Below are 14,109 nucleotides of genomic sequence, written 5' to 3' on the forward strand. Positions count from 1 at the left end.
CTGGTGACGAAGATCGGGATCACCGTCTCGTAGACGGAGACGGTTGCATAATCGGGGACGGCGATCGCGGTCACGGCTCGTCGTTTCGGTCCGTTCGAAACCAGTGGACGCGTCGGTCGACGGTTGCGAGCCGCGTTACAGCCGGTCGATGATCGCTTCGGTCACGCCCTCGGTCGAGGCGTCGCCGCCGAGGTCGGGCGTGCGCGGCCCCTCGGCGAGCGTCGCTTCGACGGCCTCGTGGACCGCGTCGGCCTGGTCGTCGTAGCCGAGATACTCGAGCAGCATGGCTGCGGAGACGATCGTCGCTGCCGGGTTCGCGACGCCCTCGCCGGCGATGTCGGGCGCGGTGCCGTGGACCGGCTCGAACAGCGCGCGGTCGGGGCCGATGTTGGCCGAGGGGAGCAGGCCGAGCCCGCCGACGAGACCGGCCGCGAGGTCCGAGAGCACGTCGCCGGCGAGGTTCGGGCAGACGACGACGTCGAACTGTTCGGGGTCGAGACAGACCCGCGTCGCGAAGGCGTCCATCAGCACTTGCTCCGTCTCGACGCCCGCGTCGTCGGCGACCGATTTGACGGTGTCACGGAAGAGGCCGTCCGTCTCGCGCATGACGTTGGCCTTGTGGGCGATCGTGAACCCGTCGCGATTCCCGTCCTCGACGTAGTTGCAGGCGAACTCCGCAAGTCGCTCCGAGGCCGACTCGGTGACGACGCGGGTCAGGGTCGACACGTCGTCGGTCAGCCGGTCCTCGTGGCCCGAATAGACGCCCTCCGTGTTCTCACGGAGAAAGACCAGATCCGTCTCGGGACGGACGGCGTCGATGCCGGGGTACGCCTTCGCGGGCCGGACGTTGACGAACGAGTCAACAGCCTCCCGGAGCGGCAGAATAACGTCCGCGGCCGAATCGCCGGCCGCCCCAAACAGGGTCGCGTCGGCCGACGCCGCGAGGTCGTACGTTTCCTTTGGGAGCGCGTCACCGGTTTCCGCTTCGACCGCGTCGCCCGCGTCGGCCTCGACGAACTCGAAGTCAATATCGAGGGACTCGAGAACGTCGACGGCGGCCGGCGTCACTTCCTGTCCGATCCCGTCGCCCGGAATGACGGCGATTTCGTGAGTCATGCCCAAACATCGGCGGGGGGCCGAAAAGAGGGTATCGATACCGGTAGCGGTGGCGGCCGACGAACGCGTCGCTACGGACTGCCGACGCCGATCGATCCCCCCACCGCGTCGGCGATCGCGCGGCGCTTGAGTAGGACGAAGCCGACGGCGACCAGCGCGAACCCGCCGATGGTCAACGCGCCGATCGATTCGTCGAGCAAAACGACGCCGGCGACCGTCGCTACGACCGGCACCAGATAGCCGATCAGCGCCGCCTCGAACGCGCCGTGTCGCTCGAGGATTCGGAAGTAGATCATGAACGCGACTGCAGTGGCGAAGACGCCGAGATAACACAGGGCGGCCAGCGAGGTCGGGCCGACGATGTCGGCGCTGGGAAACTCGCCCGCACCGAGGCTGACCGCGTGGAGGACGAGGCCGCCGACGAGCATCGACCAGCCGACCAGCGGCAGCTGCTCGAGGGTCGGCCCGGCCCGCTGGATCAACACGCCACCCAGCGAGACGCTGCAGACCTGGCCGACGATGAGCAGTCGGGGGACGGTGTCGCCGGCCAGCAGGTTCGCCGGATCGGGTTGGACGATGAGGCCGACGCCCAGAAACCCAATCGCAGCGCCGACGGCACCGAGTCCCGACAGCCGCTCACCGAGCAGCGGGATCGCCCAGAGTGCGGTGAGGACGGGAACCAGTCCCTGCAAGATTGCGGCGACGCCGCTTGGAACCGTCTGCTGGCCGAGAAAGAGGAACCCGTTACCGGCGATCAGAAAGACGCCGCCGCCCGCAACGGCCGCTAGATCGTTCCGCGCCGTCGGTCGCCACCGCTCGACCCGAACGGCGGCTGCGGTCAGCAACAAGACCGCGGCGATGTCGTACCTGGCAGCCGCGAAAAGAAGCGGCGGGAGCGACTCGAGGCCGACCGAGATTGCGGGAAACGAAAGGCCCCAGAGAACGGCGAGTACCACGAAAAGCGGCGCGTCGAAGGAGCGAGACATACGAAACGGTATCGGGCTGTGCCGAAATATCTCGCGGTGTCGGTACGGCTCTGCCGCTTCCGGTATGGTAGCACGGACGAGTCGGCGGCTCGAGTACGTTCTTCGCTCGAGCAGTTGGACAAGAACGAGCGTGACGAACGGTCGAAACCGCGCTCAAAATCGGAGTGGGAACGCGCTACTCGGCCTCGGGAACTGCGCTCTCCTCGACGTACGGCAGCTCTCGAGCGTTCTCCCGGACCGCGCCGGCGTTGGACTTCATCAGCGCCGTCGTGTCCCAGACGCCCTCGACGAGGGCTTTGCGCTGGGCGTCGTCGACGGTGACGTCGATCGTCGTCTCGCCGTAGGTCACTTCCTCCGCTTCGACATCGATATCGAACTCGCCGTCGGGGTTCGCGTCGACCCAGTCCTGCAGGGCCTCGATCGTCTCGCTGTCGGCCGTGACGGTCGGAATGCCAAGCGCCAGACAGTTGCCCGCGAAGATCTCGGCGAAGCTCTCGCCGATGATCGCGTCGATCCCCCAGCGCATCAGGGCCTGAGGCGCGTGTTCGCGCGAGGAACCACAGCCGAAGTTGCTGTTGACGACCATCACCGAGGAGTCCTGATAGCGGTCCTCGTTGAACGGGTGCTCCTTCTGGTTGTCGTCGTCGTCGAACCGCAGGTCGAAGAACGCAAACTCGCCCAGCCCGTCGAAGGTGACGACCTTCATGAACCGCGCGGGGATGATCTGGTCGGTGTCAATGTCGTTACCCCGGATTGGGACGCCGGAGCCGGAGACGTAGTTCACCTCCGGAATCTCTACCTCGTCGCCGCCGTCGGTTCGGATCTCCCGAACCTCGGCGGCGCTCGCGGATCGTTCCTCCCCGCTCGCTCCGGTCGAGGCCTCCCGTCGGTCGGCCTCGCGGCTCATACCGTCGTCACCTCCTTCATCTCGCGCACGTCAGCAACCTCGCCGGTGATCGCCGCCGCGGCGACCATCTGCGGGTTCATCAGGACGGTTCGACCGTCCTTCGAGCCCTGGCGGCCGACGAAGTTCCGGTTCGAGGAGGAGGCACAGGCCTCGTCACCCTCGAGTTGGTCTTCGTTCATACCCAGACACATCGAGCAGCCGGCGTTTCGCCACTCGAAGCCGGCTTCCTCGAAGATATCCTTCAGCCCTTCCTCCTCGGCGGCGTCTTGGACGCGCTGGCTGCCGGGGACGACCATCGCGCGCACGTCGTCGTCGACCTCGCGGCCCTCGACGATCCGTGCGGCGCGTCGCAGGTCCGGCAGACGGGCGTTCGTACAGGAGCCGAGGAAGGCCACGTCGATATCGTAGCCCTCCATCGTATCGCCGGGCTCGACGCGCATGTGCTCCTGGGCGCGACGGGCCGTATTCTGTTTGTCCTCGGGCAGCTCCTCGGGTGCCGGAATCGGCTCGGTGACACCGACGCCCTGGCCGGGCGTGGTGCCCCAGGTGACGACCGGCTCGAGTTCGTTGGCGTCGATGTGGACAACGTCGTCGTATTCCGCGTCGTCGTCCGAGCGGATCGATTCCCAGTACGGCTTCAGTTCGTCGAACTGCTCGGGGTTCTCCTGGAAATAGTCGGTCTCCTCGAGCCAGTCGTAGGTGGTCTCGTCGGGGTTGACGTAGCCCGCGCGAGCGCCGCCCTCGATGGACATGTTACAGATGGACATCCGGCCTTCCATCCCCAGGCTCTCGATGGCCTCGCCGGCGTACTCGTAGACGTAGCCGACGCCGCCCTCGGTGCCGAGCCGGCGGATGATCTCGAGGATAATGTCCTTGGCCTCGACGCCCTCGTCGAGTTCGCCGTCGATCTGGATCTTGCGGACCTTCTGTTTCTCCATGGCGACGGTGCCCGTCGCGAGCACGTCGCGGATCTGGGAGGTCCCGATGCCGAAGGCGAGTGCACCGAACGCGCCGTGCGTCGAGGTGTGTGAGTCGCCACACACGATCGTCTTGCCGGGCTGGGTCAGTCCCTGCTCCGGTCCGATGACGTGGACGATCCCCTGATCGCCCGTCGTCGGATCCGAAAAGTCGATGCCGGCCTCGCGGACGTTCTCCTCGAGTTCGGCCATCATCTCCTCGGCCGCGTCCTCGGCGTAGGGCCGGGACTGATCGGCCGTCGGGACGATGTGATCGACCGTCGCGTGGGTCAGTTCGGGATAGGCAACCTCGAGGTCGCGCTCGCGGAGCATCCCGAACGCCTGCGGACTCGTGACCTCGTGGATGAGGTGGAGTCCGACGAACAGCTGATCCTGTCCCGTCGGCAGCGTCGTGACTTTGTGGCGATCCCAGACCTTGTCGTACAGTGTGCCCTGACTCATTCCTCTACTACCGTGTCGGTGTCGGATGATCGTCCGTGTTCGGTTCCGCGTTCGAAGACGCGGTTCGCGCCGTCAGCCTCCTTCGGTGGCGTGTGATCGACGTCGCGCATCGTCGTTCCCGTGTCAGTACGTCCGTCGGCCTCGTCGGCCTCATCCGCGTCCTCGGTGTGACGCGCCGGCGTCTCGCCGCCGTCGGCCGCCACCGCAGGACCGCGGCTGAACAGCCGGCCAGCCGTCTCCCCGGTGACGGGGTTGGTGTGGCTGACCTCGGCCATCGTTGTCGATTGATCGGTCTCGCTCATTGTCGTGTGCTTAGTCGTCCGCCGGCACTTCGGCGGACTCGTCTTCGGGTTCGGTCTCCTCGTCGGCCCAGGCGAACAGGTCGCGCAGTCGACCGCCGACCTCCTCGATATCGTGTTCCTGCTCGGCCTGTCGAAGCTGGGAGTAACTCGGCCGGCCGGCCTGGTTCTCGAGGATCCACTCGCGCGTGAATTCGCCGTTCTGGACCTCCTCGAGGACCTCCTCCATGTTCTCACGAACCGACTCGTCGACGATCCGGTCGCCGCGGGTGAGACCGCCGTACTCGGCGGTGTCGGAGACGGAGTTCCACATCTCCATATTCCCACCTTCGTACATCAGGTCGACGATCAGTTTCAGCTCGTTGAGACACTCGAAGTAGGCGATCTCGGGCGAATAGCCCGCGTCGACGAGCGTCTCGTAGCCGTGTTTGACCAGCGAGGTGACGCCGCCACAGAGGACGGCCTGCTCGCCGAAGAGGTCCGATTCGACCTCCTCCCGGAACGTCGTCTCGATGACGCCCGCGCGGGTACAGCCGATCCCCTTTGCGTAGGCGAGTGCCCGTTCGTCTGCGTCGCCCGTCGCGTCCTGGTAGACCGCGAGCAGGCCGGGGGTCCCCTCGTCGTTCTCGTAGTTCCGGCGGACGAGGTGACCTGGGCTTTTGGGTGCGACCATCGTCACGTCGACGCCCTCCGGGGGCTCGATCTGGTTGTAGTGGATGTTCAGCCCGTGGGCGAACTGCAGCGTGTCGCCCGCCTCGAGGTTCGGCTCGATGTCGTTCTCGTAGACGTCGGCCTGAACGGTGTCGGGCACGAGCACGGAGACGTAGGAGGCCTGTGCGACCGCGTCGGCCGGCGTTTCGACGGTCAGTCCGTCGGCCTCGGCGGCGTCTCGCGAGGACGAACTCTCGCGGAGGCCGACGACCACGTCGACTCCGCTCTCGTGGAGGTTCAGCGCGTGGGCGTGGCCCTGGCTGCCGTAGCCGAGTACGGCCACGGTCTCGTCGTCGAGCGTTGATACGTCTGCGTCGTCGTCGTAGTAGATGTCGGTGGTGAAGTCGTCAGTCATCGTCTGCTGTCTGTGTGTATGTCTCCTGGTTCGCCCCGTCGGCGGGCTGTGCGGTCTCCGGCGCTGCGGTCTGGTCGGTGCCCCGGGCCAGCGCCGTCGTCCCGGTCCGTGAAATTTCTCGAATACCGAACTGACTGAATGTGTCGATCGCGGCCTCGATCTTCTGGCGCGCGCCCGTCACTTCGATCGTCGCCGTCTCCGGACTCGAGTCGACGGTCTTCCCGTCGTACATGTCCGCGACGGCGGCAACCTGATCAGGTCGGTCGGCGGTGACCTTGACCAACGCGAGCTCCCGGCGCATCGCGTCGGGCTCGAGTTCGCGCACGGAGATGACCGGCACGAGCTTGCGTAACTGTTTCTCGACCTGATCGATGCCGGGGTCGGGCTCCTCGACGACGATCGTGATCCGTGCGAGGTCCTCGTCCTCGGTCGGGCCGACGGTCAGGCTCTCGATGTTGAACTGCCGCCGGGAGAACAGCCCGGAGACGTCCGAGAGGACGCCGGGCTCGTGTTCGACCAGCGCCGAGATGGCGGTGCGCCGAGGCTCGTGGGTCGCCTCGGCCTCGGGGTCGATGCGGATGCCTTGCTCGTTGCGTCGACCCTGCGGGGTCGGTCGCTCCTCCGGAGCCGGACCGTCTAAGCCGCGTTTCATAATTGGTCCTCCGTCAGTGCGAACTGGCCGTTGTCGCCGCCGCTTGGCACCATCGGATAGACGTTGGCGTCGGGATCGATATGCACGTCGATCACCGACGGGCCGTCGTAGGTGATCGCTTCGTCGATCGTCTCCGCGACGTCGTCGTAGTCGTCGATCCGGAAGCCCTTCGCGCCGAAGGCCTCGGCGAGCTTATCGAATTCGGGCATCCAGCCGTAGTCCGACGCGGAGTGACGCCCCTCGAAGAAGGCGTCTTGCCACTGTCGGACCATGCCGATGTACTCGTTGTTGAGCACGGCGACCGTGATGTCTAAATTCTCGCGGACGGCGACTGACAGCCCCTGTAGGGTCATCAGGAACGAGCCGTCGCCGTCGATACAGACGACCTCCTGGTCGTCGTCGGCCGCCAGCCGCGCGCCGATCGCCGACGGGAGTCCGTACCCCATCGCGCCGAGGCCGTGACTCGAGACCCAGGTTCGGGGCTCGGTAAACGTCCAGTACTGGCAAGCCCACATCTGGTGTTGGCCGACGCCGGTCGTGACGACCGCGCGATCGCTCGTGGCCTCGTCTAACGCCTCGACGACGAACTCTGGCTGGACCGGCTCGTCTTCGGGCGCGTCGTAGGCCATCGAGTAGTCGGACTTCCACTGCTGGCACTGAGCGCGCCACTTCTTGGCCTCCGGGGAGGCGTCGACGGCCGCGGACAACTGCTCGACGACGGTTTCGGCGTCACCGACCAGCGGGTAGTCCGCGTGGATGTTCTTCGAGATCTCCGCAGGGTCGATGTCGACGTGGATGAGCTCCGCGTCGGGCGCGAAGGTCTCGATACCGCCGGTCAGACGATCGTCGAACCGGGTGCCGATCCCGATCAGCGTGTCGCAGTGGGTGATCGCCATGTTGGCGTAGCCCGTGCCGTGCATCCCGGCCATCTCGAGGGAGAGTTCGTGATCCTCGGGGAACGCCCCGATGGCCGGCATCGTGGTGATGACCGGGATCTCGTGTTCGGTGGCGAACTCGCGACAGGCCTCGCTGGCCTCGCCCTTGATGACGCCGCCGCCAAGCAGCATGACGGGCTTGCTCGCGTTCTCGATGCGTTCGGCCGCGGCGTCGACGATTTCGGGATCGGCCCGTTCCTGTACGCGGTAGGTATCGGGCACCTCGGGCGCGTCGGGTTCGCGGTCGGTTTCAGCGTTGGTGATGTCCTTGGGGAGGTCGACCAGCGTCGGTCCTGGCCGCCCCTCGCGGGCGAGCGCAAACGCCTCGCTGACGTCGCTCCCGACGCGGTCTGGGTCGCTCGAGAAGGTGTTGTCCTTCGTGACTGGGGTCGTGACGCCGGTGGTGTCAGTCTCTTGGAAGGCGTCATTGCCGACCATCTCCGTCGAGACCTGCCCCGTCAGGGCCACCATCGGATCCGAGTCCATGTCGGCGTCCGCGATGCCCGTGACCAGGTTGGTCGCGCCGGGCCCCGAGGTCGCCAGACAGATACCGGGATCGCCAGAGACGATGCCGTAGGCGTCGGCCGCGTGGGCCGCGCCTTGCTCGTGGGCCATCGTCACGTGATAGATGTCCGAGTCGTAGAGGGCGTCGTAGACGGGCATGATCGCCCCGCCTTGCACGCCGAAGGCATACTCGACGCCCGCGTTCTCTAACGCGCGGACGACGGCCTCGGCACCCGACGTGACGGGGTCGACCGTCGTCTCGGTCTCCGCGTCACCCGCGGAGTCGGCCTCGGCGGCCGCATCGGGCGCGGCGCTGTCGGTGATCTGATCGTCGTCCTGTTCGTCTTCGGGTGTGACCTTTGCTGCGCGTTCGCTCATCGGTTGCCTCCCGCCGGTGTGCGGCGATCGGGTGGTGTACGGTGGTGTATCATCTGCTGGATTACTGATCGCTCGGAGAACGATGCGGCGTCCGGTCCAAAGCTACGGGGTACTGAAGATGGGGCTACGAGGCCCCTACAATACGAATCGGAGCGAGCGCGCCGTTGTCGACCGTGCGAACGCGAGCCGACAGGGGAGCGCTGACCGTCATTACTGATACCATAGCTCTCCCGAGGCTCATAATGGTTACGAGTCCGGTCGCTCGAGCGCGACAGCAGGGGCTCGCGGCCGGTGGCAAACGGGGAGGACATTCCTCAGGCGCGCACCTCCTCTTGGTCCTGCTGGCGTTCGACGCCAGCCTCTTCGGCGAAGCGCTCCAAGACGTCGACGGTGACGCGGCGCTTCTCGGCCCCGTAGTCTTTGACGCGGCGGGTGACCGCCTTGACCTGTTCGTCGGTGGGCTCGAATCCGCGTTCGACGAGCCGCTCTCGGACCGAATGGGTGCCGGTGTGCTTGCCCATGACGAGCTTGCGCTCGGCACCGACCATCTCCGGGGTCATGACGCCGGGTTCGAAGGTGTCGGAATTTTCGATGACGCCGGCGGCGTGGATGCCGCTCTCGTGGGAGAAGGCGTTGTCGCCGACGACGGGCTTGTTGCCCGGCGTCGCCATTCCGCTTTTCTCCTCGACGATATCGGAAAGTTCGGTGATACGCGTCGTGTCGATTCCCGTATCGGTCTGATACAGCGACTCGACGCCCATCACGAACTCCTCGTAGGCGGCGTTGCCGGCCCGCTCGCCGATGGAGTTGACGGACACCTGTGCCTGGGACGCGCCGGCTTCGATGCCGGCCAGCGCGTTGGCGGTGGCCAGCCCGAAGTCGTCGTGGGTGTGGACGTCGATCCGCGCGTCGGTGTGGGCGCTGACCTTCTCGATCATGGCCTTGAACCGGGTCGGCGTGGCGACGCCACAGGTGTCTGGAATGTTGATCCAGTCGGTACCCGCTTCGGAGACCGCCTCGACGACCTCCATCAGGTACTCCTCGTCAGTTCGGGTCGCATCCATCGGCGAGAACATGCAGGTCACGCCCGCCTCTTTGATGCGCTCGACCGACTCGACTGCGCGTTCGACGACCTCCTCCCGGGTGGCGTGCATCGAATCCTCGATCTGAACGTCGCTGGTGGACACGAACGTGTGCACCATCTCGACGCCGGAATCGAGCGCCGCTTCGATGTCCGCGTCGACGACGCGGGCTAACCCGCAGGTCGTCGAACTGGTGGACGAAGCGATATCACGAACGGCTTCGAACTCGGCGTCCGAATTGACGGGGAACCCAGCCTCGATGACGTGGGTTCCCATCTCGTCCAAGATGGACGCAATCTGCCGTTTGTCGTCGTAGGAGAACGAAGTGCCGGGCGACTGCTCGCCGTCCCGGAGGGTCGTATCGAAGACACGTGCTGACTCTATTTCGTCAGTGGAATCTAACGTGCCCTGGAAGAACTCGACCCCCCTGACTGGTGTCAGAGGATGGGCTGTCTTGTGAAGACATTGTATCTGAATCCGAGGTGCGACGAGATATATAAAGGTAACGCTGTATTCACCGAGAGCTAGAACGCACAACCATACTGATCAATCGTGATGTACCGGAAATCGCACGACGGCATCGACCTAGTAGTGTAGTGTACGTCCTAATACAGTATTGATCACTGCGGTCGTCTGCGGGAGTCGTTTCGCGACTGCAGCCCAACTACCCGGCATTCGATCCGCGTTCGTTCGCTCGAGCGCTGGCGCGCGCTCGAGAGTGGCCGTTCGGTCGGTCTCGCTCCTTCGATGGCGTTCCAACACCGATATCGTTTAATTCCGTCTGAAATGTGGGACGATTGGTCAGCAGTTTCCCCGTTCGGTCGGGAACCCAACATCGAACGTCGTGTGCCGTCTGGAATGCCCATCGCAAGCAGGACACTCGAGGCGTGCGCGTGACAATATTTTATATCGGGTCGTGGTAGGGCCGCGCGTATGACATCCGACGAGGTCACCGCGTTACTGACGCAAGCGTACAACGACGAACTCGAGACCGTGATGAACTACCTCTCGAACGCGATCGTCCTCGACGGGATCCACGCCGAGGAGGTCAAAGAGAGCCTCGAGGTAGATATTCAGGAGGAACTCGACCACGCGCGGATGCTCGGCGAGCGGCTAAAACAGCTCGACGAATCCCCGCCGGGCTCGGAGTCGTTCGAGGCGACCCAGCACAGCCTCCAGCCGCCCGCGGACACGACCGACGTGCAGTCGGTCATTGACGGCGTGCTCGAGGCCGAGGAGGACGCGATCGAGACCTACCGGTCGCTGATCGAGGCCGCGACGGATGCGAACGATCCCGTCACGGAGGACGTCGCGGTGACGATCCTCTCTGACGAGGAGGCCCACCGGACGGAGTTCCGGGGCTTCCAGAAGGAGTTCCCGATGGACTGAGCGGTTCGCATCTGACCGTCTCCGCGAGCGACCGAAAGCGTGGCGCTACGCGCCGCGCGAGCGAGCGGGGCGAGGAACCCTCGAGGCCGCGCCGACAGCGCGGCCGAGGGTGTGACGAAGGCTTTTGATCAACCTTTTGTGGAGGGGCAGCTTCGCCGGCCCGTAGCGCAAAAGGTTGCCGAACGTTTTTCTAACCCCGGTTCGAGCCACCCCGTATGAGTGATTTCGACCTCGACCTTCGGGCCGTCGAGGAACACATCGACGACGAACTCGAGATTGAGGGCAGCATTCTCCTCGGTGTCCTCGACGGGGAGACCCCGGCCGAGGAGTGGCTCGAAGCAATCTCGAAGGGGAACGTGCTCGTCCTGAACGTCGACGGCGACGTCAACGAACTGGCCTCCGGCTTCGCACGTGACGTCAAGGAATCGGGCGGAAATCTCGTTCACTTCCGCGGGTTTTTGCTGGTGACGCCGCCGGGCGTCGACGTGAGCACCGAGCGGCTGTAACCTGACAAGCGGGCGTCGAGAGACCGGCCACTTTTTGGTTCGGGAGCCGGGCCAGCGGAGGGCGGCTCCGCGAGCCCGGAGCAATACGTGAATTCGGCCGTTTCCATCGGAGTCCCGTCGAGAGCGCGACGATCATCGGGCCGATGGCAGACGGTCCCAGCCACGCGGGCGACGTGGATGAACGCGGTGACGAGCCGAGACGGAACGCAGGTCTGCGAACGGCCGACGGTCGGTCGGCGCTCTACGACGACGCGAACGTCACGACGTGACCGTCTGGATCGCGAACGACCACCTCTTCGTCGCTCTCCCGTTCGACGGCGCGCACGCGATCGCCCACCGCCTCGAGTGCGGCCGCCGGCTCGTCGGTCTCGAAGCCGAGGTCGACGTGGACGCCGCCGCGGGCGTCGGCGATGCCGAGATGGGGCTCCCAGAGTTCCAGCGCCATCGGCCCGTGGAGGCGCACCCGCTTGCGGTCGTCGCCCTCGTCGACGGTTTCGAACCCCAGCGCCTCGTAGAAGGCTCGCGCGCGATCGAGGGCCTCGACCTCGAGCACCACCTCGAAAATGCCGTCGATCCCCGGCCCGGTCACGTCCTGCTGGCCGAGTTCGACGCAGTTGCCGTCGGGATCGTAGAGGTACAGCGACCGCGCGGGGCCGAACCGCGCCTCCTCGAGGTCGTAGCCTTCGGAGAGGCGCTCCCACCAGTCGTCGTACTCGGCCTCGGGGATCGAAAACGCGTAGTGCGTGTGGAGACCGCCGCGCGGGAACCCCGTCGGGCGACGGAGGATCAGGTCGGTGTCGCCCGCCGCGAAGACGAGTTCGTCGGTCCCGCGCTCGCGCACGGGCAGTCCCAGTCGCTTTTCGTAGAACGTCCCCGCCGGCTCGAGGTACTTGGCCTCGAGTGCCAGCCAGGAAAGCCCGGACAACATACGGAACGCTACGCCAGGAGGAGACATAGAAGCGTCGCCGGCCGTCTTCGACGGGTCGTCCGAGGGAGCATCCCAAATCGGAGGTCCGCCGATTGTCGCCCCGGCCAACGGCTGGTCGGTGACGCCCGGTTTACCCACGTTTATGGCCTGAGATCACATAGCACACCGATATGAGTTTTCGCGCTGACGAGCGAGCGACCGAGTTCCGCGAGATCGACCGGTTCGACGGCGGCGTCGGCTGGATCGCCCACCCCGATGAGCGGATGCAACGCGCTAGCCATGCCCTCGCGGTCGACGGCGAGGTCTGGGTGATCGACCCCGTCGACGCCGATGGGATCGACGACCTGCTCGCCGAGTTCGGCGACGTAGCCGGCGTCGTCGTCACGCTCGACCGGCACAAGCGCGACGCCGCTACAATCGCCGACCGGCACGGCGTCCCGGTCTACCTCCCCGAGTTCTTCACGGGCGTTACCGAGGAAATCGACGCCGCGGTCGCCCGGTTCGACGACGAGCTCTCGGACACCGGAATTCGGTCCCTGAAGCTGGTCGACAACCGCTTCTGGCAGGAGGTCGCCCTCTACAATCCCGCCGACGGGACCCTTATCGTCCCCGAAACGGTCGGGACCGTCGACTACTTCCTGGCCGACGACGAGGTCCTCGGCGTTCACCCGGTGTTGCGACTGACGCCGCCGCAGACGACACTGCGCGAAGTCGCCCCCGAGCGCGTCCTCGTCGGCCACGGAGCCGGCGTGATGGGCGACGCCGCGCGCGCCCTCGAGGACGCGCTCGCCAACTCTCGGCGGAACGCGCCCAGACTCTACGCGTCGACCGCGTTCGACATGCTTCCGATCTGACGGGCCGCCGTCCTGAAACCGACGCGGACCACGGCACGCGTGGCATACATTGAACTACCGTGCACCCAAAGGAGCCGTGTGGTCTACGTAACCCGCGGGCTCGTCGACGTGCTCTTGGATCTGGCCAGCGACGCCGATCCGTCTCCCGTGACGACCGGCGTCTCCGTCACCGCGGCGAGCGAGTTCGAGGATGCGAGTGGGCTGCCGCCAGAGACTCCGGTCTTTACGGATTTCTTCCTGCCGACCTCAGACAACCCCGTCAACGCCGTCTTCGGCGTCGACCTCTCGACGCCCGCCCGTCAGACACAGGGCCGGTTCGTCTCCCATCCCGTCGGCGAACTCGAGGTGACGCGTCGGGACGATCTGGCCCAGATCATCTTCGTCGCCGTCCCACCGTGGGAGGTCGACAAGCGGTCGTTCGCCGCCTTCGACCGCAGCGGCCGACGCCAGCCCCTCGAGATCGTCGACGCCGCGCCGCCGGGGCAGTCACTGACCGACTGAGTCCCGTTCGAGAAAGCCTGCCCGTGGTTCGCTGTCCGCTGCGTGTCGCCACCGGAAAAAGTGCGAGTCGTGAGCGTCATCCCCGGGAGGAAACCGGGAACTCGTCATCACCGATGATTCGGTCGATGATGCTTCCCGGGGTCCGCTCGCGCCCGTCGTCGTCGGGGTCATCGGACGGGAAATTCGGGATGTGAGGCATGCATCTCGACCCTCCGGTTCGAGCTACCGGCTCGAGGCTGAAAAGCGCTGGCCCCGTTCCTCGGTGTCCGCGGTCGGGCGCGTCGATTACCGAATCAGTGTGCCGGCGTTACTCGAGATAGCCCAGCCCCCGAAGCTGTTCGGTGATCTCTTCGAACTCCGCTTCGGTGAGTTCGCCCTCTTTCTGGTGTTGAATAACGATGCTGCGCAGGAGAAACCGGACGAGGTCGCTGGTGCTTTGAAAACTCGTCCCCTCGATCGTCTCCTCGACGCGGTCGGCGAGGTCTTTCGGGATCGACACCGTAGTGTACTCGGTCATACGCCATACTCCGTCGCGGTCCCCAAAGACGTGTCGACGGACGGCGGCCGTTGGGGGTCGGCGCTCGCCGT

General features: G+C 65.8%; 17 protein-coding genes. 5 read left to right on the forward strand and 12 right to left on the reverse strand.

Annotated features, from left to right (window positions below):
• Positions 1–135: 135 nt before the first annotated feature.
• The 9 genes from leuB to ACJ70B_RS14440 form a co-directional block, all read right to left on the reverse strand.
• Positions 136–1,116, reverse strand: coding sequence for a 3-isopropylmalate dehydrogenase (leuB, locus tag ACJ70B_RS14400; protein WP_408957683.1), 981 nt, complete (start codon positions 1,114–1,116; stop codon positions 136–138).
• Positions 1,117–1,187: 71 nt separating this feature from the next.
• Positions 1,188–2,102 carry a DMT family transporter gene (locus ACJ70B_RS14405; RefSeq protein ID WP_408957684.1) on the reverse strand — a complete coding sequence of 305 codons (915 nt, stop codon included), beginning with the start codon at positions 2,100–2,102 and terminating at the stop codon, positions 1,188–1,190.
• A gap of 175 nt (positions 2,103–2,277) precedes the next feature.
• Entirely contained in the window at positions 2,278–3,009 is a 732-nt protein-coding gene (gene leuD, locus ACJ70B_RS14410; protein WP_408957685.1) for a 3-isopropylmalate dehydratase small subunit, read from the reverse strand.
• Complete coding sequence (gene leuC, locus ACJ70B_RS14415) at positions 3,006–4,427, reverse strand: 3-isopropylmalate dehydratase large subunit (protein ID WP_408957686.1); 1,422 nt, start codon at positions 4,425–4,427, stop codon at positions 3,006–3,008. Before leuC ends, leuD begins: the two co-directional genes overlap by 4 nt.
• Positions 4,424–4,729 carry a hypothetical protein gene (locus ACJ70B_RS14420; RefSeq protein ID WP_408957687.1) on the reverse strand — a complete coding sequence of 102 codons (306 nt, stop codon included), beginning with the start codon at positions 4,727–4,729 and terminating at the stop codon, positions 4,424–4,426. The genes leuC and ACJ70B_RS14420 overlap by 4 nt, the downstream gene beginning before the upstream one ends.
• A gap of 10 nt (positions 4,730–4,739) precedes the next feature.
• On the reverse strand, positions 4,740–5,792 hold the full coding sequence (gene ilvC, locus ACJ70B_RS14425) for a ketol-acid reductoisomerase (RefSeq protein WP_408957688.1): 1,053 nt from the start codon (positions 5,790–5,792) through the stop codon (positions 4,740–4,742).
• Complete coding sequence (gene ilvN, locus ACJ70B_RS14430; protein WP_408957689.1) at positions 5,785–6,444, reverse strand: acetolactate synthase small subunit; 660 nt, start codon at positions 6,442–6,444, stop codon at positions 5,785–5,787. The genes ilvC and ilvN overlap by 8 nt, the downstream gene beginning before the upstream one ends.
• A complete protein-coding gene (gene ilvB / locus ACJ70B_RS14435; protein WP_408957690.1) occupies positions 6,441–8,261 on the reverse strand; it encodes a biosynthetic-type acetolactate synthase large subunit in 1,821 nt (606 codons plus the stop codon). Before ilvB ends, ilvN begins: the two co-directional genes overlap by 4 nt.
• 314 nt (positions 8,262–8,575) lie before the next feature.
• The gene (locus ACJ70B_RS14440; protein ID WP_408960117.1) at positions 8,576–9,784 is read right to left on the reverse strand and encodes a LeuA family protein; all 1,209 of its coding nucleotides are present in this window, start codon (positions 9,782–9,784) and stop codon (positions 8,576–8,578) included.
• Positions 9,785–10,276: 492 nt separating this feature from the next.
• On the opposite strand from ACJ70B_RS14440, the gene ACJ70B_RS14445 reads away from it, so the two are divergent.
• The 3 genes from ACJ70B_RS14445 to ACJ70B_RS14455 all read left to right on the forward strand — a co-directional run bounded on the left by ACJ70B_RS14445 (position 10,277) and on the right by ACJ70B_RS14455 (position 11,507).
• Positions 10,277–10,732: a ferritin-like domain-containing protein gene (locus ACJ70B_RS14445; RefSeq protein ID WP_408957691.1), complete on the forward strand. Its 456-nt coding sequence runs from the start codon at positions 10,277–10,279 to the stop codon at positions 10,730–10,732.
• 215 nt (positions 10,733–10,947) lie between these two features.
• Positions 10,948–11,238 carry a DUF5779 family protein gene (locus ACJ70B_RS14450; RefSeq protein ID WP_408957692.1) on the forward strand — a complete coding sequence of 97 codons (291 nt, stop codon included), beginning with the start codon at positions 10,948–10,950 and terminating at the stop codon, positions 11,236–11,238.
• A gap of 143 nt (positions 11,239–11,381) precedes the next feature.
• Entirely contained in the window at positions 11,382–11,507 is a 126-nt protein-coding gene (locus tag ACJ70B_RS14455) for a hypothetical protein (RefSeq protein ID WP_408957693.1), read from the forward strand.
• Here the strand turns inward: ACJ70B_RS14455 and ACJ70B_RS14460 are convergent.
• Positions 11,480–12,166, reverse strand: coding sequence for a VOC family protein (locus ACJ70B_RS14460; protein WP_408957694.1), 687 nt, complete (start codon positions 12,164–12,166; stop codon positions 11,480–11,482). The two genes, ACJ70B_RS14455 and ACJ70B_RS14460, sit on opposite strands and share 28 nt — an antisense overlap.
• Before the next feature lie 170 nt (positions 12,167–12,336).
• On the opposite strand from ACJ70B_RS14460, the gene ACJ70B_RS14465 reads away from it, so the two are divergent.
• Together ACJ70B_RS14465 and ACJ70B_RS14470 are read left to right on the forward strand one after the other, a co-directional pair.
• Entirely contained in the window at positions 12,337–13,020 is a 684-nt protein-coding gene (locus ACJ70B_RS14465) for a hypothetical protein (protein WP_408957695.1), read from the forward strand.
• Positions 13,021–13,098: 78 nt separating this feature from the next.
• Positions 13,099–13,521, forward strand: coding sequence for a hypothetical protein (locus ACJ70B_RS14470; RefSeq protein WP_408957696.1), 423 nt, complete (start codon positions 13,099–13,101; stop codon positions 13,519–13,521).
• Positions 13,522–13,597: 76 nt separating this feature from the next.
• Here ACJ70B_RS14470 and ACJ70B_RS14475 read toward each other — a convergent pair whose 3' ends face one another.
• Positions 13,598–13,720: a hypothetical protein gene (locus ACJ70B_RS14475; protein WP_408957697.1), complete on the reverse strand. Its 123-nt coding sequence runs from the start codon at positions 13,718–13,720 to the stop codon at positions 13,598–13,600.
• 108 nt (positions 13,721–13,828) lie between these two features.
• Complete coding sequence (locus ACJ70B_RS14480; protein ID WP_006186097.1) at positions 13,829–14,038, reverse strand: ribbon-helix-helix domain-containing protein; 210 nt, start codon at positions 14,036–14,038, stop codon at positions 13,829–13,831.
• Positions 14,039–14,109 lie beyond the last annotated feature (71 nt).

Source organism: Natrinema sp. 74 (assembly GCF_046097095.1).
Classification (GTDB): domain Archaea; phylum Halobacteriota; class Halobacteria; order Halobacteriales; family Natrialbaceae; genus Natrinema.